Genomic DNA, 25,371 nt, shown 5'->3' with positions numbered 1-25,371 from the left:
TACAAAACTTTCCCCGCTCTGTGCGGTACCGGCGCACCCGACGTGCAGCCGCACCGCGACGCGACCGGTGCGGCAGCGGCACTGTCCGCGTGTTGCCCCGCCGTTCCAGCCCCGCTATTGACCACTACTGGCCGCTATGCGCGGCACTCGGCCGGCGCGTATTTGGCCGCCAGCGTCGCGCCATCGCCCGGCAGCGGCCCCGCCCCTGGCGCCGGCAGAGACGACGCCGACTTGCCCGCGGCAAAGCACTCCCACGTGATCGCGCCGGCCTGCATCGCGCCCTTCTTCAGCGCGACGCGCGCGGTTGGCGCATCGGCCTTGTCGGGCGCCGACGGCACCAGCACGAGCGTATTCGCGCCGGCGGCCGCGACGCGAGCGGTAAAGGTGACCGAAATCTGGCCCGTGTCGTCGTCGATCCGGACCGACTCGACGTTGCGGGTCGCGGCGGGCGGGCTATAGCCGCCGCCAAGGCCCGCGCCGCTCGCCGCGTTGTCCGCGACCGCGAGCCGTGCGGACGACGCGAGCGCGAGCCCCTCGCCGACCCGCGAACGGGCGAGATAATCCTGGTAGGCAGGAATCGCATACGCGGCAATTACGCCGACGATCGCGAGCACGATCATCAGCTCGATCAGCGTAAAACCGCCCAAACGCCAGCGCGGCGGGCGGCGCGTTCGCTGCAGGTCGGCGGCGAGACGGCGGAACAGGGAGACGGAAAAGGCTTCGAACATGACAGGCTCCGGAAACGAAAAACGCCTGCCAGGGAGGCAGGCGTTTCGATCGTAGCCAGCGAGCCGCACGGCCGGCAGTCGGCCGGATGGCCAATGCGTCAGTGCGAGCCAGACGTTCCCGACGCGCCGCGGCGCCGCTTCAGCGCATACCCGGCCACCACGACGAACAGCGCGCCGGCAACGCTCGCGCCGTAGATCGCCGCCGGCGTGTCGAGCAGCGGCCAGCGGTCGCCGGCCGGGTCGCTCACCATCAGCCCGCCCGCGATCCAGCCGAGCAGGCCAGCACCAAACGCGACGACGACCGGAAAGCGGTCGAGCAGCTTCAGCACCAGCGTGCTGCCCCACACGATGATCGGCACGCTGACGACGAGCCCGAAGATCACGAGCACGAGCCGGTGCGCAGGATCGGCCTGCTCCGCGGCGCCCGCGATCGCGATCACGTTGTCGAGGCTCATCACCGCATCGGCGATCACGATCGTCTTCACGGCCGCCCACAGCTGGTCGGCCGGCCTGATGTCGTCGTGCGCGTCGGCGGCGGGCGCCATCAGCTTGATGCCGATCCACAGCAGCAGCACGCCGCCCGCGAACTTCAGGAACGGCACGTCGAGCAGCACGACGGCGAATGCGATCAACGCGACCCGCAGCAGGATCGCGCCGGCAGTGCCCCAGATCACGCCGCGCAGACGCTGGCTTGCCGGCAGGTTGCGGCACGCGAGCGCGATCACGACCGCGTTGTCGCCACCGAGCAGGATGTCGATCACGACGATCTGGAATACGGCCCCCCAGTGGAGCGACGTCAGGTATTCGAGCATGGTGGGCAGCAGGCAGGAGCGCAGGCAGCAGAGCCGGCAGGAGAATCGGCCCGCCGGACGCGGGCGTGCTTTCGCAACCCCACGCATGATGCGCGCCGGATCTTGCGAAAAGATGGCGCGAGCATAACAAAAAACGCCGGCAAGGCCGGCGTTTTCTGCAGGACGAACCCAGGCGGAATTTACAGCGCCTTCTTCAGCAGGCGACCCATTTCCGACGGGTTGCGCGTGACGGTGATGCCGCACGCTTCCATGATTTCCAGCTTCGCTTCGGCCGTATCCGCACCGCCCGAGATCAGCGCGCCGGCGTGGCCCATGCGCTTGCCCGGGGGCGCCGTGACGCCCGCGATGAAGCCGACGACCGGCTTCTTCATGTTGTCCTTGATCCACTGAGCGGCGTTGGCTTCGTCCGGACCGCCGATTTCGCCGATCATCACGACCGCATCCGTATCCGGATCGTCGTTGAACATCTTCATCACGTCGATGTGCTTCAGACCGTTGATCGGGTCGCCGCCGATACCGACTGCCGACGACTGGCCGAGACCGAGCGCGGTCAGCTGCGCAACGGCTTCATACGTCAGCGTGCCCGAACGCGACACGACGCCGATGCGGCCCTTGCGGTGGATGTGGCCCGGCATGATGCCGATCTTCAGTTCGTCCGGCGTGATCGTGCCCGGGCAGTTCGGCCCGAGCAGCAGCGTCTTGCGGCCTTCGCGGCGCATGCGGTCCTTCACTTCGATCATGTCGCGGACCGGGATGCCTTCCGTGATGCAGATCGCGAGATCCAGATCGGCTTCGACCGCTTCCCAGATCGCAGCCGCTGCGCCTGCCGGCGGCACGTAGATGACCGACACGGTCGCGCCGGTTTCGGCCTTCGCTTCCTTGACGCTCGCGTAGATCGGAATGCCTTCGAAGTCTTCGCCGGCCTTCTTCGGGTTCACGCCCGCGACGAATGCTTCGCGGCCGTTTGCGTATTCACGGCAGGCGCGCGTATGGAACTGACCGGTCTTGCCGGTAATGCCCTGCGTGATGACCTTCGTGTCCTTGTTGATCAGAATCGACATGTATTTTGACCTCTGTTCGATTGGCGTCGCGTGCAAGCCGCGCCGCCATGCGTGTTCAATAGCGCGCTTACTTGCCTTCGGCAGCCGCGACGACCTTCTGCGCAGCCTCTTCCATGCTGTCCGCCGAGATGATCGGCAGGCCCGAATCGGCCAGCATCTTCTTGCCGAGGTCTTCGTTCGTGCCCTTCATGCGCACGACGAGCGGCACGTTCAGGTTCACGGCCTTCGAACCGGCGATCACGCCTTCCGCGATCACGTCGCAGCGCATGATGCCGCCGAAGATGTTCACGAGGATCGCCTTCAGGTCCGGGTTCTTCAGCATCAGCTTGAACGCTTCGGTGACCTTCTCGGTCGTAGCGCCACCGCCGACGTCCAGGAAGTTCGCCGGCTCGCCGCCGAACAGCTTGATCGTGTCCATCGTCGCCATCGCGAGGCCTGCGCCGTTCACGAGACAGCCGATGTTGCCGTCGAGCGAGATGTACGCGAGGTCGAACTTCGACGCTTCGATTTCAGCCGGATCTTCTTCGTCCAGGTCGCGGTACGCGACGATTTCCGGGTGGCGGAACAGCGCGTTCGAGTCGAAGTTGAACTTCGCGTCGAGTGCGATGACCTTGCCGTCGCCGGAGACGTTCAGCGGGTTGATTTCAGCCAGCGACGCGTCGGTTTCCCAGAATGCCTTATACAGGCCTTGCAGGATGGCGCGCGCTTGCGGAATCGAAGCAGCCGGCACGCCGATCTTCGCAGCGAGGTCGTCGGCCTGGGCGTCGAGCAGGCCGGTCGACGGCTCGACGATGACCTGGTGGATCAGTTCCGGGTGCTTTGCGGCAACTTCTTCGATGTCCATGCCGCCTTCGCTCGAACCCATCAGCACGATCTTTTGCGACACGCGATCAACGACGAGGCTGACATACAGTTCCTGCTTGATGTCGGCGCCTTCTTCGATCATCAGACGGTTGACCTTCTGGCCTTCCGGACCGGTCTGGTGCGTGACGAGCTGCATGCCGAGGATCTGGTTCGCGTATTCGCGCACCTGCTCGATCGACTTCGCCACCTTCACGCCGCCGCCCTTGCCACGGCCACCCGCGTGAATCTGAGCCTTCACGACCCACACCGGGCCGCCGAGCTCTTCTGCCACCTTGACGGCCTCGTCAACCGAGAACGCCGGCTTGCCGCGCGGTACCGCGACTCCGAATTTCCGCAGGATTTCCTTACCCTGGTACTCGTGAATCTTCATGCGTGATTCCCTTCAGTCTGAGAGTTGGATGAAAAGTCGCTTAAGACGCTTCTTCGAATGATTTCCGTTCATTCCTTCGTGCTGCCTTCACCGGGCACATCCGGCCGGCTCGCGCCATACCAGCGCGGGTAGTACTGCCGCACGACCTCGCCGTCGAACCGCAACGCCCGGCAGCGGCCGAGCTGGAAAGGCGGTTCGGCGTGAAAGCCGTCATGATCCGGCCCTTCGCCGCCCTCCTCGCGCACGTTCCACACGTCACCGGCGAACGCCTGGATCGCTGCCGTCGGCAGCACGGCGCACAGTTCGGTGAGGTGGGAGCAGCCTGCGACACCGGCGAGCAGCCGATTCGCGTTGCGGCGGAAATTGCGGAAGAGATTGAGCCCGATGAGGGCCCGGTAGGCAGGCGGGGCGGCTTGACAGTGACCGGGATACGGCACCCATTCCGACGACGCTTCGGCGTCGACGACATTGAGGTCGCGATCGATGGTCACGCGCAGCCAGAGTTCGTGGATCGGCAGGCCGTTCGGCCGGATGCCCGACGCAAGCGCGACGTCGCGCGGCTTGTGATCGGTCAGGCAGGCTTCGATGTCCCACAAGCCGTCGTCGCGCTCGTAAGCTTCCGCTCGGATTGCGCGTCGATGTCGCAACTGACGGGGCACGGGCTCGGATAGCGGCATGCTGGAGGTTGAGGCCGAAGAGGAAAACCCGTGGATTTTAGCATATCGGGTATTTGAGGCAGCCTGACGCGACGGCGGGTATTCCCGCCTGTCGGGAGGCGGTTGCATTGCAGCAAAATCACGCGTTGCGCGCGCCTGCGTCGATCAGTCATCGCCGAACGGTTCGTCGCCGCATTTGAGCAACTTCACGATGGTCGCGCTCGAGAAGCCGCGCGCCGCCAGGAAGCGTGCCTGCTTCGCGCGCTCCGCAGGCGTTTGCGGCAGCGCACCGAATTTCTTGCGCCAGACGGCCTGCGCACGCGCCCATTCGGTCTCGCGCAGCTGCGCGCTCACCTCCTCGACAAGGGTGTCGCCAACCGCGTGGCGCTTCAACTCGTTGACGATCCGTGCGGCCCCGACCCGCGACGCGCGGCGATGCACGAGGCTCTCGGCGAAACGCGCGTCGGACAGCCAGCCGTCCTGTTCCAGCGCATCGAGCACCGGCTCGACGGATTCGTCCTCGCCGACGTAAGGCGCGAGCTTGCGCGCGAGTTCCGCCCGGCTGTATTCGCGCCGGGACAGGTAGCCCAACGCGCGGCCCTTCAGCGAGCGCGCGGGTTTCGACGACGACGATGACGTACGGGCGGACCCGCCGGTATCCGGATCGGCGGCGGCACCCGACGACCGGCGCGTGCGGCGCGGATTCTGGCTCGTGCGGGTATAGACGTCTTCCGGGGCCGCGACAGAGATCGCGGACGACGACGCGGACCCGCGGTCGCGCGGGAAGCTTACGCCGGACACGCGACGGCGCGCCCGGTCGTGCGCGTCGAACGATTCGCCGTCTTCGAACGGATCGTCCGGCGCGGTTACCTGAAACGAAACGAGGGCATCGTCGGATGCCCTCGTCGCGGTACGGCTCGCGGCATGGCTGGATGAAACGCGCGCGGACCGCCGGCCAGCGCCGGGGGACGCGGCACGCCGGTCGGAGCCGCCCGGCGCATCGCGCGCGTCGTGCTCCGCAGGCTTGTCCGTATCATCCCGGCGCCGAACCATCACTCTTCTTCGTCCATCGCCTCGGCTTCGTTGTGGCCCGCGCCATCCGGCATCGCGGCGACGCCCAGCGATTCGCGAATGCGGTTCTCGATCTCGCGTGCGATTTCCGGATTCTCGCGCAGGAATTCACGCGCGTTGTCCTTGCCCTGACCGATCTTCTCGCCGTTGTAGCTGTACCAGGCGCCCGCCTTGTCGACGATCTTCGCCTGCACGCCGAGATCGATGATCTCGCCCTGACGCGAAATGCCTTCGCCGTACAGGATGTCGAAGATCGCTTCGCGGAACGGCGGCGACACCTTGTTCTTCACGACCTTCACGCGGGTTTCGTTGCCGATCACCTCGTCGTTCTTCTTGATCGAGCCGATCCGGCGGATGTCGAGACGCACCGACGAGTAGAACTTCAGTGCATTGCCGCCCGTCGTGGTTTCCGGGTTGCCGAACATCACGCCGATCTTCATCCGGATCTGGTTGATGAAGATCACGAGGCAGTTCGTGCGCTTGATCGTGCCGGTCAGCTTGCGCAGCGCCTGCGACATCAGGCGGGCCTGCAGGCCCGGCAGCGAATCGCCCATCTCGCCTTCGATTTCGGCCTTCGGCACGAGCGCCGCGACCGAGTCGATCACGATCATGTCGATCGAGCCCGAGCGCACCAGCGCATCGGTGATTTCGAGCGCCTGCTCACCGGTGTCCGGCTGCGAGATCAGCAGTTCCGGCACGTTCACGCCGAGCTTCGCCGCGTACTGGACGTCGAGCGCGTGTTCGGCGTCGATGAACGCCGCGGTGCCGCCGAGCTTCTGCAGCTCCGCGATCACCTGCAGCGTGAGCGTCGTCTTGCCGGACGATTCCGGACCATAGATCTCGACCACCCGGCCGCGCGGCAGGCCGCCGACGCCGAGCGCGATGTCGAGACCGAGCGAGCCCGTGGACACGACCTGGATATCCTCGGTCGCCTCGCCGTCGCCCATGCGCATGATCGACCCTTTGCCGAACTGCTTCTCGATCTGCGCGAGCGCGGCGGCCAGCGCCTTGCTTTTCTCGGCAGTCAGCCCGGAGCCTTTCTTGCTATCTTCCATGAATCGTCCTTTGCTATGATGAGCAGCGTCTGATTGAGGTGCGCCGGACGAGCCGCTGCGCACGAATGCAGACACTGTATAAAAAAACAGTGTTTTATGCAAGCCCGCACTGTGGGCTGCGCAACACACGAACCACTTCGGAGACAGCCGCACCGGCGCAAGCGCCCTGCCGGCCATCGGTCACGCAACATGCGAATTCTCATCGCCGAAGATGACAGCATACTCGCGGACGGCCTCACCCGGTCACTCCGCCAATCGGGCTATGCCGTCGACCACGTGAAGAACGGCGTCGACGCCGACACGGCCCTGTCGATGCAGACGTTCGACCTGCTGATCCTCGACCTCGGCCTGCCGAAGCTGTCCGGGCTCGACGTGCTGAAGCGCCTGCGCGCGCGTAACTCCAACCTGCCCGTGCTGATCCTGACCGCCGCCGACAGCGTCGACGAGCGCGTGAAGGGCCTCGACCTCGGCGCCGACGACTACATGGCCAAGCCGTTCGCGCTCAACGAACTCGAAGCGCGTGTGCGCGCGCTGACCCGGCGCGGCGCGGGCGGCGGCCCGACCGTCGTGCGGCACGGCTCGCTCGCGTTCGACCAGGTCGGCCGCATCGCGTATGCGAACGACCGCGTGCTCGACCTGTCCGCGCGCGAGCTCGGCCTGCTCGAGGTGTTGCTGCAGCGGATCGGCCGGCTCGTGTCAAAGGAACAGCTCGTCGATCATCTGTGCGAATGGGGCGAGGAAGTCAGCAACAACGCGATCGAAGTCTACGTGCACCGGCTGCGCAAGAAGATCGAACCGAGCGGCGTGCGGATCGCGACCGTGCGCGGGCTCGGCTACTGCCTCGAGAAAACCGCGCCGGCCAACCCGGCCGAAACCGCCGCGCCCCAGCCGGCGGCCGCCGGCACGCCGCTGCGCTGACGCGCGGCCGTCGCTGCGATGGCCACGCCGGCCCACTCCCACCATCCGACCGGCGAGCCGTCGTCGGCCGCCGACGCCGAGCGCGACGCGCGCTACGAGAACCCGTTCGCGCCGCCCGACGAAACCGACAGCCCCGAATCCGCGCGCCCGCGTTCGCTGTTCGGCGAAATCCTCGACTGGATGCTCGCCCCGCTGCTGCTGCTGTGGCCGATGAGCATCGCCGTCACGTATCTCGTCGCGAAGACGATCGCGAACGGTCCGTTCGACCGTGCGCTCGAAACCAACGCGTACGTGCTCGCGCGGCAGATCCATCCCGTCAACGGCGTCGCCGAGCTGACGCTGCCGCAGGCGACGCGCGACTTCCTGCGCGCGGACAACGTCGACAGCGTCTATTTCCAGGTGCTCGGCACGCGCGGCGAGCTGGTCGCGGGCGAGGCCGACCTGCCGCTGCCGCGCGACGAGGACCGCCCGCCGCCGGGCGTCGTCGTGTTCCGCGACGACCTGCTGCGCGGCAACGACGTGCGCGTCGCCTATACGACCGTCGCGCTGCCGCAGGTGAGCGGCACGCAGCCGGTGCTCGTGCAGGTCGGGGAGACGCTCGACAAGCGCAACGCGCTCGCGAACGACATCATCAAGGGCGTGATCCTGCCGCAGTTCGTGATCCTGCCGCTTGCGATCCTGCTCGTGTGGTTCGGGCTGTCGCGCGGGCTCGCGCCGCTCAACGCGCTGCAGGCGCACATCCGCGCGCGGCGTCCCGACGATCTGTCGCCCGTCGAGGCGCAGCGCGCGCCCCCCGAGATCGAGCCGCTCGTCACGTCGTTCAACGACCTGCTCGCGCGCCTCGAGCAGAACATGGCGCTGCAGAAGCGCTTCATCGCCGACGCCGCGCACCAGATGAAGACGCCGCTCGCCGGGCTGCGCACGCAGGCCGAGTTCGCGCTGCGCCACGACGTGTCCGCGGACGTGCAGCGCTCGCTCGAGCAGATCGCGACGAGTTCCGAGCAGGCCGCGCGGCTCGTCACGCAGCTGCTCGCGCTCGCACGCGCCGAGAACCGCGCGAGCGGGCTGACGTTCGAGCCCGTCGAGATCGCGACGCTCGCGCGGCGCGCGGTGCGCGACTGGGTGCAGGCCGCGCTCGCGAAGCGGATGGACCTCGGCTACGAAGGCCCCGACGACGACGTGCCGCTTGACGTCGACGGCAATCCGCTGATGCTGCGCGAGATGCTCGGCAACCTGATCGACAACGCGATCCGCTATACACCCGAAGGCGGCCGCATCACCGTGCGCGTGCAGGCGGACCGGGCAGCGCGGCTCGCGCGCGTCGAAGTCGAGGACACCGGGCCCGGCATCCCGGCCGCCGAACGCGAACGCGTGCTCGAGCGCTTCTACCGGATCCTCGGCCGCGAAGGCGACGGCAGCGGCCTCGGGCTCGCGATCGTGCGCGAGATCGTCACGCAGCACGGCGGCACGCTGACGCTCGACGATCATGTCTACCAGGCGATGCCGCGTCTCGCGGGCACGCTCGTGCGCGTGACCCTTCCCTTACACGAACCGTCCCCGGAGTAACCCTGACGTGCGCCGCAGCATCGCGTCGCAGCGGCGCGAATTGAACGCACTTGCACACCGTTCCCGCAACAATCGCGCCACGAAGCCGGCCATTCGCCGCGGGTATACGCGCAATCATTTTGCGCCGGCGAGTCAGTGGGCCGTAAGTTTGCCCGCCAATAATCGTCGACAGGCCCGCCCCCGAGGCGGCCGCACATCTATATCAAGAAACCTGGAGACGATTCATGGCAACGTTAGGCGGGCAAATTGCGCACGCGCCGATGACGGGCGAAGAGAGGAAGGTGATCTTCGCGTCGTCGCTCGGGACCGTGTTCGAGTGGTACGACTTCTACCTGGCCGGATCCCTCGCGGCCTACATCAGCAAGAGCTTCTTCTCCGGCGTCAACCCGACGGCTGCGTTCATCTTCACGCTGCTCGGCTTCGCGGCCGGCTTCGCGGTGCGTCCGTTCGGCGCGATCGTGTTCGGCCGGCTCGGCGATCTCGTCGGCCGCAAGCACACGTTCCTCGTGACGATCGTGATCATGGGCATCTCGACCTTCGTGGTCGGCTTCCTGCCCGGCTACGCATCGATCGGCATCGCAGCGCCAGTGATCTTCATCGCGATGCGGCTGCTGCAGGGCCTCGCGCTCGGCGGCGAATACGGCGGCGCGGCGACCTACGTCGCGGAACATGCACCCGCGCACCGCCGTGGCTTCTACACCGCGTGGATCCAGACGACCGCGACGCTCGGCCTGTTCCTGTCGCTGCTCGTGATCCTCGGCGTGCGCACCTTCATCGGCGAGGAAGCGTTCGGCTCGTGGGGCTGGCGCGTGCCGTTCGTCGCGTCGATCCTGCTGCTCGCGGTGTCGGTGTGGATCCGGATGCAGCTGAACGAATCGCCGGTGTTCCTGCGCATCAAGGCCGAGGGCAAGACGTCGAAGGCGCCGCTGACCGAAGCGTTCGGCCAGTGGAAGAACCTGAAGATCGTGATCCTCGCGCTCGTCGGCCTGACGGCCGGCCAGGCCGTCGTGTGGTACACGGGCCAGTTCTATGCGCTGTTCTTCCTCACGCAGACGCTGAAGGTCGACGGCGCGAGCGCGAACATCCTGATCGCGATTGCGCTGCTGATCGGCACGCCGTTCTTCCTGTTCTTCGGCTCGCTGTCGGACAAGATCGGCCGCAAGCCGATCATTCTCGCGGGCTGCCTGATCGCCGCGCTGACGTACTTCCCGCTGTTCAAGGCGCTCACGCACTTCGCGAACCCGCAGCTCGAGATCGCGACGCAGAAGGCACCGATCTCGGTCATCGCCGATCCGGCCACCTGCGCGTTCCAGTTCAACCCGGTCGGCACGTCGAAGTTCACCAATTCGTGCGACATCGCGAAGAGCGCGCTCGCGAAGGCCGGCCTGAACTACGAGAACGTCGCGGCGCCGGCTGGCACGGCCGCGCAGATCAAGGTCGGCGACACCGTGATCGACGCGTATGACGGCAAGGCGGCCGACGCGAAGGCGAAGGGTGCCGCGTTCGACAAGACGCTCGCCGCGACGCTGAAGTCGACCGGCTATCCGGCGAAGGCCGATCCGGCGCGACTCAACTGGCCGATGACGATCGTGATCCTGACGATCCTCGTGATCTACGTGACGGCGGTCTACGGGCCGATCGCCGCGATGCTGGTCGAGATGTTCCCGACGCGGATCCGCTACACGTCGATGTCGCTGCCCTATCACATCGGCAACGGCTGGTTCGGCGGCTTCCTGCCGGCGACCGCGTTCGCGATCGTCGCCGCGCAGGGCAACATCTACTCGGGGCTGTGGTATCCGATCGTGATCGCGCTGGCCACGTTCGTGATCGGGCTGCTGTTCGTCAAGGAGACGAAGGACTCGAATATCTACGCGCAGGATTGACGTAGCCTGACGTAGCGGATGCCGGGCGGCGGTCGACGTTGCTTCGAGAGCCGAGCAGGAAGGCGGACAGCGGATGCAGCACTCCGGCGCCGCGCCCCTCCCGGCCGGCCTGGAGCGACGCCCCGGCACCTTTTTTCGAGAAATATGAAAAAAAGGTGTTGACACCCCGAATGGGTATCTTCATAATTGCACTTCTTCGGCGAATTAGCTCAGTCGGTTAGAGCGACGGAATCATAATCCGCAGGTCCGGGGTTCGAGTCCCTGATTCGCCACCAAATGCGAAAGCCCGGTAGATCTTTGATCTACTGGGCTTTTTCATTTTTGACTCTTCCGCTACGAGATCGGTGCAATTCGCACTCGGGCCTCGACGAAGGCAAGCAATAACCGCAGCGACACGCTCTTCCTTAACCGGGAAGTCGCTACCCGGCACGTTTCCGGCACGGGCAGCCAACCGTTCGATCGAGATCCCCGGACAGAATCCGCGCTACGCCGCCACCGACCCGCGACTCACGTCGCTCGCATGCGCGTGCAACCTGCGGCGCCAGTCCTCGCCGCCTTCCATCGCCGGCGTCGCCTCGAACAGCTCCGCGATCCAGTCGGCGAACACGCGTACCTTCGCGGACAGGTGCCGGTTGTGCGGATAGACGATCGAGATCGGCTTGGGCTTCGGGCTCAAGCCCGGCAGCACCTCCAGCAGCGTGCCGTCGAGCAGGTGCGGCAGCACCATGAACAGCGTCGGCTGGATGATCCCGAACCCTTCGAGGCCACACGTCACATAGGCATCCGAATCGTTGACTGTGATGCTCGCGTTCATCCGGACCTCGACCGGCTTGCCGTCGATCACGAACACCCACGGTATCGGCCGCGCGCCGTGGCTCGCGCGGAAGTTCACCGCGTAGTGGCTGGCGAGCTCGTCGATCTCGTGCGGATCGCCGTGACGCTTCAGATAGTCGGGCGACGCGCAGGTCACACGCCGCAGCATCCCGATCCGCCGCGCGACCATCGACGAATCCTCGAGTGGCCCGACGCGGATCATGCAGTCGATGCCCTCCTCGACCGGATCCACCGGGCGGTCGGACAACCCGAGGTCGAGCGTGATGTCCGGGTAGCTCTGCCGGAACACCGGCAACGCGGGAATCACGAGCCGCCGCCCGATCGCATTCGGCATGTGGACCCGCAGCAGGCCGCTCGGCTTGCGGTTGCCCGTCTGGAAGCTCGCGTCGGCTTCCGCGATCTCCGTGATGATCTTCACGCAATGTTCGTAGTACGCAGCACCTTCCGGCGTCAGCGACAGACGCCGCGTCGTCCGGTGCATCAGCCGCACGCCGAGCAGCGCCTCGAGATTCTGGATGATGGTCGTCACCGACGCGCGCGGCATCGCGAGCGTATCCGCGGCGCGCGTGAAGCTGTTCGCGTCGACCACGCGGGTAAAAACTTGCATTGCCTGGATCCGGTCCATGCTATCCCCCTTCGATTCGCCAACAGGACAGCATAGAGCGCGAGGACGACGCGGCACAAGCCCCGCCCTATTGTTCTAACCAGCCGAATAGTCGAACGCTTCGCACTCGAAAACGACGCGGATTCGTGCAGCTTGCGGTCATGCGCATTTCCATCGACGCACGCGCCGCCGGCCACACGCACCGATTCGATGCACGCGCACTTCGTCGCGACCGGTTTCGACCCGTCGTGTCGCAGGTGCAGGGATTCACCGCGACACTGCATCGGCTCGCGCGCCGCTCAATTGGCACGCTCAATTGGCACGCTCAATTGGCACGCTCAATTGGCACACTCAAGCGGCAAACCGTTCCCGATACCCCTGCGGCGATACGCCAAGCACCCGCACGAAACTGCGCCGCAGCGTCTCCTCGGAGCCGAACCCGCAGCGATCGGCAATCCGCTTGATTGGCCACGACGTTTCGCCGAGCAGGCGCTGCGCGCTCTCGATCCGGATCTGCTCGACGGCACGCGCGGGCGTGCGGCCGGTTTCGGCGCGATAGTGACGCACGAAGCTGCGCTCGCTCATCCGCACGCGCTCGGCAAGCGCCGGCACCGACAGATCCGCGCGGAGGTGCTCGGCGATCCACGCATGCAGTTCGCCGAAGCGGTCGTCCGTGCGCTGCATCGACAACGCCGCACTGAATTGCGCCTGCCCGCCCGGACGTTTCAGGAACACGACGAGCTCGCGTGCAACGTCGAGCGCGATCGCGCGCCCGAGATCCTCTTCAACGAGCGCGAGCGCAAGATCGATTCCCGCGGTCACGCCGGCCGACGTCCACAACGCGCCTTCGCGGATGAAGATCGGATCGGCTTCCACGCGGACGTTCGGATAGCGCGACGCGAGTTCGTCGCAGCGCGTCCAGTGCGTAACCGCGCGGCGGCCGTCGAGCAGCCCCGCCTCGGCCAGCAGGAACGCGCCGGTGCAGACCGACGCGATGCGCCGCGCCTGTTCGGCCTGCTTCCGAACCCAGCGGACCAGTCGCGTATCCCGCGACGCCGCGTGCACGCCCTTGCCGCCGGCGACGATCACCGTATCGGCATGCCGCCCGGCCGCGCGCAGCGAATCGGCGATCACGACGAGGCCCGACGACGTCGCGACGGGGCCCGCGTCGGCGGCCACAACGCGCGGCGCATACGGCGCGGCCCGCCCGCGCTCCAGCGCGAGCTCGTTCACGGATGCAAACACCTGCAGCGGTCCGGACACATCGAGCAATTGCGTGCCGGGAAACGCCAGCACCAAGATAGAACGCGGTTCGTCAGACATGTCGTTTGGCTGAAAACGTGGGCGATATGGCAATTTCGCCAAACACTACCCGCCTAGAATCGATCTGTCCATTGCACGCCGGCCACGGCGCTCACCATTCTGTCGGGGTAATCGCATGTCTCTGCAAATCGGTTTTCTCGTGTTTCCAGGCGTTCAACAACTCGACCTCACGGGCCCGCACGACGTGCTCGCGTCGCTGCCGGACGCGGCCGTGCATCTGGTCTGGAAGTCCCGCGAGCCGGTCGCTTCGAGCAGCGGGCTGCTGCTGACGCCGAGCCGCACGTTCGCCGATTGCCCGCCGCTCGACGTCATCTGCATTCCGGGCGGCAGCGGGATCACCGACCTGCTGCTGGATCCGGAGACGGTCGCATTCGTGCGGGAACGCTCGGCCGCCGCCCGCTATGTGACGTCGGTCTGCACCGGCGCGCTATTGCTCGGCGCGGCCGGGCTGCTGCATGGCCGCCGCGCGACGACGCACTGGGCGTTCCATGCGCTGCTCGAGCCGCTCGGCGCGATACCGGTCCATGCGCGCGTCGTGCGCGACGGCAACCTGATCACCGGCGGCGGCGTGACGGCCGGCATCGACTTCGCGCTGACGATCGCCGCAGAACTGGCCGGCGACGACGAAGCCCGCGCGATCCAGCTCGAGCTCGAATACGCGCCCGCGCCGCCGTTCGATTCGGGCTCGCCCGACACCGCGCCGGAACGGATCGTGAAGCGGGTCACGGAACAGTCGGCGGCCGGCTTCGCGCGGCGCCGTCACGCGATCGAGCAGGTGGTCGCTGCCGCGAACCGGTGAGCGCCGCATCGTGTTCGTGACGCGCATCGGCGAACGCACCGTGCACAACCCGCGCCGCCGTCGAAACCCTTTGATCGAATGCCGACCATGAAGATCATCCGCAGCACCGCGTTCACCGCGGATCGCCCGTGGGGCGCGCTGGACATCGCCAACCTGCACGGCATCACGGTCCGCCTGCACTGGACCGACCAGCCCTACCGATGGCACGTCAACGACGGCGACGAGGTGTTCGCCGTGCTCGACGGCCGCGTCGAGATGCGCTACCGCGAAGCGGACGACGAACGTTCGGTGCTGCTCGCGACGGGCGACGTGTTCCATGCGCCGGCCGGCACCGCGCACGTCGCGCACCCGATCGGCGAAGCCCGCATTCTGGTCGTCGAAACGGAAGGCAGCGTCTAGAACGCGGGCGTCGCGGCCCGCCATTCCGCGTGCCGATGCACGCGCGACGACATGGCGGAATCGGACAATATCGCAGCCCCCTGATCTTGCTAGACTGTCGCGCATCCGATCACACGGGACACAGACATGAATCTCTACACGAAGGAAGGCAAACCGCTTCAGGTCGGCGGCAGGATCGTATTCAGCCGGTCCGGCCAGGCCGTCGGGCGCATCAGCGGACGCAAGGTGTTCGGTCGCGACGGCCGCTACGTCGGCACCATCGACGGCGACCGCCTCGTCTATCGCTCCACCGACAACGTATCGGTCGGGTCGCCGTTCATGGTCGCGAACCGGGCAGGCGTCGCGAAGCCGCATCGCGTCGCGTCCGTCGTGTGGGGCAGCGAGCCCGATATTCCGGCCTGACGCGCGCCGCTCACGCGACGAGCGCAATGCACAGCGCCGCGCCGCACAGGTAGGTGCCGAGCGCGCCGACGAAGCGCGCGGGGTTCGGTTTCGCCATCGTCGGCCATAAGACCAGGCCAGCCACGAGCAGGCACCGGCAGACGGTCGCCGCGACGATCAGCGACACGATCGCGCGCGACGGCTCGTGCGCACCGAAGTAGAGAAACAGCAGCGCGAGAAACGGCGCGTATTCGGCCGTGTTGCCGTGTGCGCGCACGAGCTTGTGCAGCGGATTCGTCGGATCCTCGGCACAGCCGGACCCGGTGGTTGCGCGAAAGCGCGCGATCGAAACGGCGAGCCCGAGCCCGAACAGCAGCAGCCCGAGGATCGCGGTGCAGACGAGTGCGATGAGGTTCATGTGCATGGGACACCGGGCAGGAGTGAATGGCACTGCAACCTTCGGCGATCCTACTCGCAGCAGCCGCGTTCCGCCATCCGAGGCGCATTCGCTGCGCGCGGCACATGATCTGGCGCACCCCCGGCATATCCTCGGCATGACCCCGCCATGACATTTGCGCGGCCGTCATCGGCGACGCGGCTCGCGTCGCGATTCCGGTTGCCCTCACCTCGCGCAAAACCGCCCGAATCGCCGCCGGATCGCACCGACGCCGCGCCCTGATCCGACACGATTTGCTCGCGCATCGCGACAAGCGGCCGACACGCGCTGCACGCTGCCGATTCCGGGGCCCCGGACACCCGGCATATTTCGAATGCAACCGGCCGGACTTGCGCTTTACAGGTACGAAATGTGCGCCGCATGCGCCACGCCGGTGCAGGCACGCCGTGCGCGTTCGAGCATCGCGCACCACACGGGAAAACACGCGTTGCGCGGCTGCATCTTCGTGTCGAACCGGCCTTGGCAGCACGCGGTGGAGGACTACACTACTCCTTAATGGGGTGCGGCCGGAGCCCGCCCCCCGCAGGGAGACGCCGCCATGAATCGGCCGCTGAATCGAAACCTGCCGCGTGTGACCGGTGCCGCATCGGTCTGGACGTGGATCAAATGGTCGCTGGTCGCCGCGCTGCTGATTGCGATCGCGATCGTCGCACGGCTCGTGCAGGTCGAGATCGAGACCTCACGGCTACAGGCCCGCTATTTGTCGGCACTGACCCGCGATGTCGGCTATACGGTCGAATCGGGCGCGAGCGACCACATCCGCTTTCCGGCGGAAGGCCCATACGACAAGCGCCTCGGCTACGCGATGATTCCTTCATTCCAGCAGCGGCTCCTCGCGCGCGGCTTCGTCGTCAGCAAACAGGCGCGCGATTCCGAACGGATGCTGTCGCTCGCCGACCGCGGGCTGTTCCTTCCTTACGAAGAGAAAGACCAGACGGGCCTGATGCTGTTCGATTCGACCGGTGCGCCGCTGTTCGCGACCACGTTCCCGCAACGCGTCTACCGCGACTTCGACGCGATCCCGCGCGTCGTCACGGATTCGCTGCTGTTCATCGAGGATCGCTACCTGCTCGACGCGAACCAGCCGAACCGCAACCCGGCGATCGACTGGGGCCGCTTCAGCCGCGCGATCGCCGACCAGGGCCTGCACGTGATCAACCGTCATCAGGCGCGGCCCGGCGGCAGCACGCTCGCGACGCAGATCGAGAAATTCCGCCACTCGCCCGACGGCCGCACCGCGACGCCGCCCGAGAAGCTGCGGCAGATCGCGTCGGCGTCCGTGCTCGCTTACATGAACGGCCCGCAGACGATGCCCGCGCGGCGCGAGATCGTCGTCCACTATCTGAACTCGGTGCCGCTCGCCGCGCGGCCGCACATCGGCGAAATCACCGGCATCGGCGACGGTCTCGCCGCGTGGTACGGCCGCGACTTCAACGACGTGAACCGCCTGCTTGCCGCGCCGACGACCGCCGAGAACGTCGACCAACAGGGCGTCGCGTTCCGCGAGGTGCTGTCGCTGATGATCGCGCAGCGCGCGCCGTCGTATTTCCTCAACGGCGGCTACCCGACGCTGCAGCGGCTGACCGACAGCTACCTGCGGCTGCTCGCGAACGGCGGCGTGATCTCGCCCGCGCTGCGCGATGCGTCGCTCGCCGCGCAGATCGACCGCGCGAAGCCGCCCGAAGCCGCACACGTGCAGTCGTTCATCTCGCGCAAGGCCGTGACGTCCGCGCGCGCGTCGCTGCTCGCCGCGCTCGGCATCAGCGACCTGTATCAGCTCGACCAGTTCGACTTGCAGGCGACAAGCACGCTCGACAACAGCGTGCAGCAGGCCGTCGCCGAACGGCTTGCCGACGCGTCGACGCGCGCCGGCGCGCAGGCCGCGGGCCTGTACGGCTTCGAGATGCTCGCGCCGAAGGACGATCCGTCGCACCTGACCTACAGCTTCACGCTGTACGAGCGGCGCAACGGCGCGAACGTGCTGCGTGTGCAGACCGACAGCGTGAACGAGCCGTTCGACGTGAACCGCGGCGGGCGCATCAACCTCGGTTCGACCGCGAAGCTGCGCACGCTCGTCACGTACCTGCAGATCGTCTCCGACCTGCATGCGCGTTACGGCGCGCTGTCGAAGGCCGAACTCGCGCGCGTGAAGCCCGACCCGATGGACGGGCTTTCGCTGTGGGCGCTCGACTACCTGTCGCATACGCAGGACCGCTCGCTGCAATCGATGCTCGATGCGGCGGTCGAGCGCAAGTATTCGGCGAGCCCCGACGTGTTCTACACGGGCGGCGGCGCGCAGGTGTTCAGCAACTTCGAAAAATCGGACAACCATCGCATTTTGACGCTGCATCAGGCGTTCGCGCATTCGGTCAACCTCGTGTTCGTGCGGCTGATGCGCGACATCGTCCACTACGAGATGATCCAGACGTCCGGCCCGTCGTCGTCGTGGCTCGACGATCCCGAGCAGCGCCAGCATTACCTGCAGCAGTTCGTCGACGGCGAAAGCAAGGTTTACGTGAAGCGCTTCTACACGCGCTATGCGGGCAAGCCCGCGGACGACGCGCTCGCGCTGATGCTGAAGGACGTGCGCAAGTCGCCGCCGAAGATCGCGACCGTGCTGCGCAGCGTCGCGCCGCACGAATCGCTCGCGTGGTTCGACGCACAGATGCGCGCGCAACTGAAGGGTACGCCGGCTGCCACGCTGGCCGACGACGATCTCGCGGCACTCTATGCGAAGTACGCGATCGACCGCTTCAACCTGAACGACCGCGGCTACATCGCAAGCGTGCACCCGCTCGCATTGTGGACGCTCAATTACCTGCGCGCGCATCCGGACGCAAAGCTCGACGAAGTGGAGCGAGCCAGCCACGACGCGCGCGTCTACACGTACTCGTGGCTGTACAAGACGCGCTATCACGGCACGCAGGACCGGCGCATCCGCCGCATGGTCGAGTTGCGCGCGTATGGGGCGATCACGAAGTCGTGGCGCGCGCTCGGCTATCCGTTCGCGGAAGTCACGCCGTCGTTCGCGGCCGCGATCGGCGCGTCGGGCGACCAGCCGGACGCGCTTGCGAAACTGATCGGCCTGATCGCGAACGGCGGCGACAAGGCGCCGACCGAGACGATCACGCGGCTCGATTTCGCGAAGGGCACGCCATACGAGACGCGCTTCGTGCGCGCGGCCGCGCAGCCGCAGCCGACGCTGTCGCCGGAAGTCGTCAACGTGACGCACCGGCTGCTGCGTGACGTCGTGCTCACCGGCACCGGCAAGCGGCTCGCCGACGGCATGACGCTGCCCGACGGCAAGACGCTCGAGGTATACGGCAAGACGGGTACCGGCGACCAGCGCTACAACGTCTATGCGCGCGGCGCACGGCTGATCGAGTCGCGCAAGGTGAACCGCAGCGGCACGTTCGTGTTCGTGCTTGGCGACCGCTTCTTCGGCGTGCTGACCGCCACCGCGCACGAACCGTACGCGGCGCGCTACGACTTCACGAGCGCGATGGCCGTGCAGTTGCTGAAATCGATGGCGCCGGCGCTCGCGCCGCTGATCGAGCGGCCGGCCGCGGTCGGCCCGCAGGCCGAAACCACCGCGCCGGCAGCGGGCGAAGCCCATCCATCATGATCCGGACGGCATGCCGCACGCGTGCCGTCAATGCGAGCGTCCGTCGTAATGCGTGACGGGCAGCGCGTCGAGGTCGACGTCGTCGAGACAGCGCACGTTGATCGCCGCCATCCGGTTGCCCTTCGGATCGGTGCCCTCGCCGAACGGATGGATGCCGCAGCGCTTGCAGAAGCGATGCTGAATCACGTGCTTGTTGAACGTGTACGTGGCGAGGTTCTCTTCCGGCGTCATCAGGTACAGGTTCGTACGCGGCACGAACCACATCAGCGCGGCCTTGCGCCGGCAGATCGAGCAGTTGCACGCCATCACGCCTGTCAACTCGCCTTCCACCTCGAACTGCACGTCGCCGCAGTGACAGCTTCCTCGGTAAAGCATGATCGTCTCCGGTAGCCCGCTCGCTGCGATGCCGCATCGGCGGGCGTGGGTCAAAATGCATCGATACGCCTACAGTAGCGTGCCGCCGACGCCCCCGCAACGCCCGCCCGGAACGCGCTGTCAGGTCGACTCGATCCGCGCGCGCGTGACCGCGAGCAATGCGGCCATCGCACGGCGCGCGCCGTCCGCATCGCGTGCGCGAATCGCGTCGCACACGGCCAGATGCTCGGCGAGCGACGCGTTGAACACGTCCGCGCGCCGCGCATTCAGATGCAGCTGCGCCTCGAGCGTGCGATCGATCAGCGCGCCGAGCGGCACCAGCAGCTCGTTGCCGCCCGCCTCCAGCACGCTCAGATGGAACCGGAGGTCCGCGCGTACCCATTCGTCGACGTTGCGCGCGTCGGTCATCGCGCGTGCCGCCGCGTCGATTCCGTCGAACGTCTCCGGCGTGTGTGCGCGTGCGGCGAGCGCGGCCGCGTGCGGTTCGACCATCTCGCGCATCTCCTGCAGCTTCAGCGCGAACAAGAGCGGCGGCGCGACACGCGCATACCAGTCGAGCAGGTCCGCATCGAGCAGGTTCCACGCGCGGCGCGGCCGCACCCGCGTGCCGACCTTCGGCCGCGATTCGACGAGCCCTTTCGACGTCAGCGTGCGCAGCGCCTCGCGCAGCACCGTGCGGCTCACGCCGAACATCTCGATCAGGTCGGGTTCGCGCGGCAGCAGCGATTCGGGCGGATAGTCGCCGCGCAGGATCGCCGTCGCGAGCCGGAACGCCGTTTGTCCATGCAGGTCGTGTTGAATGGTCTTTCTCCCGGAATGCGGGCAGCCAAACGTTGCTGTGCTGCTGCGCTGCTGCCCACTATCTGCACAATAGTGCTATTAATACTATTTTTTAATCGAATCCGCTAGGATTGACGTCAGGCTTTCCGTCTGGAGACACGCGCCATGAAGATCACCCGCCTCGAAACCTTCGTCGTCCCGCCGCGCTGGCTGTTCCTCAAGATCGAGACCGACGAGGGCATCGTCGGCTGGGGCGAGCCGATCGTCGAGGGCCGTGCGCACACGGTCGAGGCCGCCGTGCACGAGCTCGCCGACTACCTCGTCGGCAAGGATCCGCGCCTGATCGAGGATCACTGGCAGGTGATGTACCGCGCGGGCTTCTACCGCGGCGGGCCGATCGCGATGAGCGCGATCGCGGGCATCGACCAGGCGTTGTGGGACATCAAGGGCAAGCATCACGGCGTGCCGGTGCACGCGCTGCTCGGCGGCCAGGTGCGCGATCGCATCAAGGTGTATTCGTGGATCGGCGGCGACCGGCCGAGCGACGTCGCGAACAACGCGCGCGCGGTCGTCGAGCGCGGCTTCAAGGCCGTCAAGATGAACGGCTCCGAGGAGCTGCAGATCGTCGACACGTACGACAAGGTCGAGCAGGTGATCGCGAACGTCGCGGCGGTGCGCGACGCGGTCGGGCCGCACGTCGGCATCGGCGTCGATTTCCACGGCCGCGTGCACAAGCCGATGGCGAAGGTGCTCGCGAAGGCGCTCGATCCGTACCGGCTGATGTTCATCGAGGAGCCCGTACTGTCGGAGAACGCCGAGGCGCTGCGCGACATCGTCAACCAGACCGACACGCCAATCGCGCTCGGCGAGCGGCTCTATTCGCGCTGGGACTTCAAGCACATCCTCGCGGGCGGCTACGTCGACATCATCCAGCCGGACGCGTCGCACGCGGGCGGCATTACCGAGTGCCGGAAGATCGCGACGCTCGCGGAGAGCTACGACGTCGCGCTCGCGCTGCACTGCCCGCTCGGGCCGATCGCGCTCGCCGCGTGCCTGCAGCTCGACGCGGTCAGCTACAACGCGTTCATCCAGGAACAGAGCCTCGGGATCCATTACAACCAGGGCAACGACCTGCTCGACTACCTGCGCAATCCCGAGGTGTTCCGCTACGAGGACGGGTTCGTGTCGATCCCGCAAGGCCCGGGCCTCGGCATCGACGTCAACGAGGAGAAGGTGCGCGAGATGGCGAAGACGGGCCATCGCTGGCGCAACCCCGTCTGGCGTCACGCGGACGGCAGCGTCGCCGAGTGGTGAGCGCCAGCGCCGGCTGCCACGGCATCAGCCGAGCGCGGCGAAGCCCGGCACGCTGAACGACAGCACCGCGGCCGCGACGACCACGCCGATCATCGTCAGCGCCTCGAGATGCAGAATGTTGCGGAACGTGTGCGCATCCTCGGTCGACGCGGTGCGGCACAGGCGCGGCAGCGCGGAGAAGCGGTTCAGTCCGCCGAGCAGCAGCGTAAGCGCGACGAGCATCAGCTTCAGCATCAGCACGCGGCCCCAGGTGCTGCCGTCGAGCGGCGCGAGCGAGCCGCCGAGCCCGCGCGCCGCGTTGAGCGCGCCGGTCGCGAGCACGAACACGACTGCGACGATCGACAGCCGCGACAGCCGCTGCCCGATGCGGATCAGCGCGCCGCGCGCGACCGACGAGCCGAGCGCGGGCAGCACCGCGAGCCCGCCCGCCAGCACGAGGCCGCCCCACACCGCGGTGACGAGCAGGTGCACCGTCTGCACGCCGACCGCCGCCGACAGCGGCCCCGTGTCGGCCGCGTGCCCGAGCGACGCCTTGCCCGCCGCGACGACGATCACCGCGAGCCACAGCACCGCATACGCGAGCGGGCCGTCCGGCCGCAGCAGCGCAACCACGCCGAGCAGCACGGCGCCGCCAAACGCGACGCACCACGCGAACCCGACGTGCGTCTGCGTGAGCACGGTCGGGATCGCGCCGAACGCGCCCGCGAACCCCGCGCCGCTCATCGTCGCGGCTTCATAGACGAGCCAGCCGAGATCCGCGAGCACGAGCGCCGCGGCCGCCGCCGCGAGCGAATGTTGCGCGCGCAGCCATGCCGGATGCGACGGCGCGACGACGGCTCGCGCACCATCCTTCGCGAGCCATCCCTTGAGCAGCGCGGAGCCGACCGCCATCGCGAACGCGGCGTCCATCAGCGCGGCGAGCGCCACCTGCCCGATCCACAAGCTGTCGATCCTCATCGCGCACGCCCTCCGGAACGGCCGGCGCGGGACGGCTGGCCAGCGGCGGCGCGGCAATGGAACGGACATGGAGAATCGGGCAACGGCACGGTAGAAAACGTCATCGGTGAATCAATCCGGAAACAAGAAAATGACACGATCTGCGGCGGAGGCGGCGCCGCGCGACCCGCGAGTGTACGGTCTTCGATGGACAAAACGCACGCCGGTTCACGACGGCCGCGCAGCATGCGCGTCAAATTGTCGCAAGTCGGATACAGGCATGAACCTATGTCCATATGTCAAATAGCCGTCATTACCCATCGATGATAGAATGCCGCGTCGCAGCAGCCCGGCTGTCCTGCCTTCATGCAAGCCGAGCCGATCGTAGCCCGGACAGGTCCCCGACGAATAATCATGGAGTCTCGTGTGTCTTCAAGACGCTTCTTCCGTCCGCTGCTCGCCGTTCTGATGATCGGCGGCGCGGGTCTCATGAGCACTGCCCAAGCGCAGACCAAGCCCACGGAGCAAGCCCAGGCCCAGCAGGCGCCGCTCAAGGCACCCGATACCATGGCCGAGCGCGTGCGCGGCTGTACGGCCTGCCATGGCGTGCATGGCCAGGGCACGGACAACGACTACTTCCCGCGTCTTGCCGGCAAGCCGGCCGAGTACCTGTACAACCAGCTCGTCAACTTCCGTGACGGCCGGCGCAAGTACCCGCCGATGAACTACTTGCTGACGTACCTGAACGACGACTACCTGCGCGAGATTGCCGAGCACTTCTCGGCCGAGCGCCCGCCGTACCCGACGCCGGCGAAGCCGACGCTGCCGGCCGCGACGCTCGCGCGCGGCAAGCAGCTCGTCACGCAAGGCGATCCGTCGCACAAGCTGCCGGCCTGCGTGGCCTGCCACGGCGCGACGCTGACCGGCATGCAGCCGGCGATCCCGGGTCTCGTCGGCCTGCACGCCGACTACCTGAGCGCGCAGCTCGGCGCATGGCGTTCCGGCAACCGCCACGCGAAGGCGCCGGACTGCATGCACGATGTCGCCGCGAAGCTTTCCGACGAAGACGTGACCGCCGTGACGGCATGGCTCGCCGCCCAACCGGCGCCCGCCAACCCCGTGCCGGCTCCGGCCCGCTCGATGAAGACTCCGCTCGCCTGCGGCAGCGAACCGCAATAAGGCAAGGGAGACACACGAAATGAAACGCAAGTCCCTGTTTGCACTCTCGGCTGTCGCGATCGTCGCGGCAGCGGCCCTCGTGCCCGTCCTGTGGCCGGGCAACGACACGCTGCACGGCAATGCCGCCGTCGCGGCCACGCCGGCCGACCAGGCCGCGCTGATCAAGAAAGGCGAATACCTCGCGCGCGTCGGCGACTGTATCGCGTGCCACACCGTGCGCGGCGGCAAGTCGTTCGCGGGCGGCCTGCCGATGGCGACGCCGTTCGGCACGATGTACACGCCGAACATCACGCCGGACGACAAGGATGGCATCGGCAAGTGGACGTCGGACGACTTCTATCGCGCGATGCACACCGGTCGCTCGAAGGACGGCAGCCTGCTGTACCCGGGCTTCCCGTTCGCGAGCTACACGAAGGTCACGCGTGCGGATTCGGACGCGATCTACGCTTACCTGCGCTCGGTCGCGCCGGTGTCGGTGCCGAGCCGTCCGCACGAGCTGAAGTTCCCGTTCAACAACCGGAACCTGCTGATCGGCTGGCGCACGCTGTTCTTCAAGGAAGGCGAGTACAAGCCGGATCCGACCAAGTCGGTCGAGTGGAACCGCGGCGCGTACCTCGTCGAAGGCCTCGGCCACTGCTCGATGTGCCACACGTCGATCAACATGATGGGCGGCCCGGTGAACGCGTCGGCATTCGCCGGCGGCCTGATCCCGCTGCAGAACTGGTACGCGCCGTCGCTGACGAACGACAAGGAACTCGGCCTCGGCGACTGGCACGTGCAGGAACTGTCGGACCTGCTGCAGGCCGGCGTGTCGCACAAGGGCGCGGTGTTCGGCCCGATGGCGGACGTGGTCCACAACAGCCTGCAGTACATGAACGACGAGGATACGCGCGCGATGTCGACGTACCTGAAGTCGATCCCGCAGAAGGCTGAAGCGCCGAAGAACATGCAGTACGAGCCGTCGAAGCAGTTCGGCAACGCGCTGTTCGATCAAGGCAAGAAGATCTACGCCGACAACTGCGCGACCTGCCACGCCGCCAGCGGCCAGGGCAAGCCGCCGGCCTATCCGCCGCTCGCAGAGAACCACTCGATCACGATGGAATCGGCAGTCAACCCGATTCGCATGGTGCTGAACGGTGGCTATCCGCCGAGCACGTTCAAGAATCCGCGTCCGTACGGGATGCCGCCGTTCGCACAGTCGCTGTCGAACCAGGAAGTTGCGGCGGTCGTCACGTACATCCGCATGTCGTGGGGCAACAACGGTTCGCCGATCTCGCCGCAACAGGTGAGCGACCTGCGTTCCGCGCCGCTCGACTAAACGACGCGTAACGCAAACGGGGCGCGGCTGCGGGAAACCGCGGCCGCGCCCTTTTCTTTTTGT

The 25,371-nt window shown here is 67.0% G+C and carries 23 protein-coding genes and 1 tRNA gene; 11 read left to right on the top strand and 13 right to left on the bottom strand.

The features are described 5' to 3' along the window. Nucleotides 1–134: 134 nt before the first annotated feature. The 7 genes from DID96_RS05210 to recA all read right to left on the bottom strand — a co-directional run bounded on the left by DID96_RS05210 (nucleotide 135) and on the right by recA (nucleotide 6,617). The gene (locus tag DID96_RS05210; protein ID WP_124598194.1) at nucleotides 135–728 is read right to left on the bottom strand and encodes a pilin; all 594 of its coding nucleotides are present in this window, start codon (nucleotides 726–728) and stop codon (nucleotides 135–137) included. Between the two features lie 98 nt (nucleotides 729–826). Beyond that, complete coding sequence (locus DID96_RS05205) at nucleotides 827–1,540, bottom strand: TerC family protein (protein WP_124598193.1); 714 nt, start codon at nucleotides 1,538–1,540, stop codon at nucleotides 827–829. 179 nt (nucleotides 1,541–1,719) lie between these two features. Then, nucleotides 1,720–2,601: a succinate--CoA ligase subunit alpha gene (gene sucD / locus DID96_RS05200; RefSeq protein WP_010090788.1), complete on the bottom strand. Its 882-nt coding sequence runs from the start codon at nucleotides 2,599–2,601 to the stop codon at nucleotides 1,720–1,722. Nucleotides 2,602–2,668: 67 nt separating this feature from the next. Beyond that, on the bottom strand, nucleotides 2,669–3,835 hold the full coding sequence (gene sucC / locus DID96_RS05195) for an ADP-forming succinate--CoA ligase subunit beta (protein WP_124598192.1): 1,167 nt from the start codon (nucleotides 3,833–3,835) through the stop codon (nucleotides 2,669–2,671). Nucleotides 3,836–3,903: 68 nt separating this feature from the next. Further along, nucleotides 3,904–4,512: a DUF2889 domain-containing protein gene (locus tag DID96_RS05190; RefSeq protein WP_124598191.1), complete on the bottom strand. Its 609-nt coding sequence runs from the start codon at nucleotides 4,510–4,512 to the stop codon at nucleotides 3,904–3,906. Between the two features lie 144 nt (nucleotides 4,513–4,656). After that, entirely contained in the window at nucleotides 4,657–5,544 is an 888-nt protein-coding gene (gene recX, locus DID96_RS05185) for a recombination regulator RecX (protein WP_124598190.1), read from the bottom strand. Then, entirely contained in the window at nucleotides 5,544–6,617 is a 1,074-nt protein-coding gene (recA, locus tag DID96_RS05180; protein ID WP_124598189.1) for a recombinase RecA, read from the bottom strand. The genes recX and recA overlap by 1 nt, the downstream gene beginning before the upstream one ends. Nucleotides 6,618–6,806: 189 nt before the next feature. Between recA and DID96_RS05175 the strand changes: the two genes are divergently transcribed. The 4 genes from DID96_RS05175 to DID96_RS05160 all read left to right on the top strand — a co-directional run bounded on the left by DID96_RS05175 (nucleotide 6,807) and on the right by DID96_RS05160 (nucleotide 11,259). Then, nucleotides 6,807–7,535 (top strand): response regulator transcription factor, encoded by a 729-nt coding sequence (locus DID96_RS05175; protein WP_124598188.1) that lies wholly within the window; start codon nucleotides 6,807–6,809, stop codon nucleotides 7,533–7,535. Between the two features lie 18 nt (nucleotides 7,536–7,553). Then, the gene (locus DID96_RS05170; RefSeq protein WP_124598187.1) at nucleotides 7,554–9,101 is read left to right on the top strand and encodes a sensor histidine kinase; all 1,548 of its coding nucleotides are present in this window, start codon (nucleotides 7,554–7,556) and stop codon (nucleotides 9,099–9,101) included. Nucleotides 9,102–9,325: 224 nt separating this feature from the next. After that, nucleotides 9,326–10,984, top strand: coding sequence for an MFS transporter (locus tag DID96_RS05165; RefSeq protein ID WP_124598186.1), 1,659 nt, complete (start codon nucleotides 9,326–9,328; stop codon nucleotides 10,982–10,984). A gap of 198 nt (nucleotides 10,985–11,182) precedes the next feature. Next, nucleotides 11,183–11,259 (top strand) — tRNA-Met (locus DID96_RS05160). A gap of 209 nt (nucleotides 11,260–11,468) precedes the next feature. Here DID96_RS05160 and DID96_RS05155 read toward each other — a convergent pair. Together DID96_RS05155 and DID96_RS05150 are read right to left on the bottom strand one after the other, a co-directional pair. After that, nucleotides 11,469–12,443: a LysR family transcriptional regulator gene (locus tag DID96_RS05155; RefSeq protein ID WP_124598185.1), complete on the bottom strand. Its 975-nt coding sequence runs from the start codon at nucleotides 12,441–12,443 to the stop codon at nucleotides 11,469–11,471. Between the two features lie 330 nt (nucleotides 12,444–12,773). Next, the gene (locus DID96_RS05150; protein ID WP_124598184.1) at nucleotides 12,774–13,745 is read right to left on the bottom strand and encodes a GlxA family transcriptional regulator; all 972 of its coding nucleotides are present in this window, start codon (nucleotides 13,743–13,745) and stop codon (nucleotides 12,774–12,776) included. A 115-nt stretch (nucleotides 13,746–13,860) separates the two neighbouring features. On the opposite strand from DID96_RS05150, the gene DID96_RS05145 reads away from it, so the two are divergent. From DID96_RS05145 to DID96_RS05135, 3 genes are all read left to right on the top strand, one after another. Beyond that, entirely contained in the window at nucleotides 13,861–14,544 is a 684-nt protein-coding gene (locus tag DID96_RS05145; protein ID WP_124598183.1) for a DJ-1/PfpI family protein, read from the top strand. 87 nt (nucleotides 14,545–14,631) lie between these two features. Next, nucleotides 14,632–14,943 (top strand): cupin domain-containing protein, encoded by a 312-nt coding sequence (locus DID96_RS05140; RefSeq protein WP_124598182.1) that lies wholly within the window; start codon nucleotides 14,632–14,634, stop codon nucleotides 14,941–14,943. A 126-nt stretch (nucleotides 14,944–15,069) separates the two neighbouring features. Next, nucleotides 15,070–15,345: a hypothetical protein gene (locus DID96_RS05135; protein ID WP_124598181.1), complete on the top strand. Its 276-nt coding sequence runs from the start codon at nucleotides 15,070–15,072 to the stop codon at nucleotides 15,343–15,345. Between the two features lie 10 nt (nucleotides 15,346–15,355). Here the strand turns inward: DID96_RS05135 and DID96_RS05130 are convergent, their stop codons facing one another. Next, on the bottom strand, nucleotides 15,356–15,742 hold the full coding sequence (locus DID96_RS05130; RefSeq protein ID WP_124598180.1) for an MAPEG family protein: 387 nt from the start codon (nucleotides 15,740–15,742) through the stop codon (nucleotides 15,356–15,358). A 577-nt stretch (nucleotides 15,743–16,319) separates the two neighbouring features. Here DID96_RS05130 and DID96_RS05125 point away from each other — a divergent pair. Next, nucleotides 16,320–19,406, top strand: a complete 3,087-nt coding sequence (locus tag DID96_RS05125) for a transglycosylase domain-containing protein (RefSeq protein ID WP_124598179.1) — start codon at nucleotides 16,320–16,322, stop codon at nucleotides 19,404–19,406. A 27-nt stretch (nucleotides 19,407–19,433) separates the two neighbouring features. Here the strand turns inward: DID96_RS05125 and DID96_RS05120 are convergent, their stop codons facing one another. Both DID96_RS05120 and DID96_RS05115 read right to left on the bottom strand, forming a co-directional pair. Continuing rightward, nucleotides 19,434–19,781, bottom strand: coding sequence for a GFA family protein (locus tag DID96_RS05120; protein WP_124598178.1), 348 nt, complete (start codon nucleotides 19,779–19,781; stop codon nucleotides 19,434–19,436). 120 nt (nucleotides 19,782–19,901) lie between these two features. Next, nucleotides 19,902–20,570 (bottom strand): FCD domain-containing protein, encoded by a 669-nt coding sequence (locus DID96_RS05115; protein WP_260463809.1) that lies wholly within the window; start codon nucleotides 20,568–20,570, stop codon nucleotides 19,902–19,904. Between the two features lie 156 nt (nucleotides 20,571–20,726). Here DID96_RS05115 and dgoD point away from each other — a divergent pair, with 156 nt between their 5' ends. Further along, complete coding sequence (gene dgoD / locus DID96_RS05110) at nucleotides 20,727–21,875, top strand: galactonate dehydratase (RefSeq protein ID WP_124598176.1); 1,149 nt, start codon at nucleotides 20,727–20,729, stop codon at nucleotides 21,873–21,875. Nucleotides 21,876–21,899: 24 nt separating this feature from the next. Here the strand turns inward: dgoD and DID96_RS05105 are convergent, their stop codons facing one another. Then, on the bottom strand, nucleotides 21,900–22,832 hold the full coding sequence (locus DID96_RS05105) for a copper resistance D family protein (protein WP_124598175.1): 933 nt from the start codon (nucleotides 22,830–22,832) through the stop codon (nucleotides 21,900–21,902). A 393-nt stretch (nucleotides 22,833–23,225) separates the two neighbouring features. On the opposite strand from DID96_RS05105, the gene DID96_RS05100 reads away from it, so the two are divergent. Both DID96_RS05100 and DID96_RS05095 read left to right on the top strand, forming a co-directional pair. Then, nucleotides 23,226–23,990: a c-type cytochrome gene (locus DID96_RS05100; protein WP_124598174.1), complete on the top strand. Its 765-nt coding sequence runs from the start codon at nucleotides 23,226–23,228 to the stop codon at nucleotides 23,988–23,990. 19 nt (nucleotides 23,991–24,009) lie between these two features. Further along, nucleotides 24,010–25,308 (top strand): cytochrome c, encoded by a 1,299-nt coding sequence (locus DID96_RS05095; RefSeq protein ID WP_124598173.1) that lies wholly within the window; start codon nucleotides 24,010–24,012, stop codon nucleotides 25,306–25,308. Nucleotides 25,309–25,371: the final 63 nt, after the last annotated feature.

Origin of the sequence: Burkholderia sp. Bp8963 (assembly GCF_003854275.1) — a bacterium.
Lineage (GTDB): Bacteria > Pseudomonadota > Gammaproteobacteria > Burkholderiales > Burkholderiaceae > Burkholderia.
The sequence above is the reverse complement of the archived record's forward strand: the minus strand, read 5'-3'. Positions and strand labels throughout refer to the sequence as shown.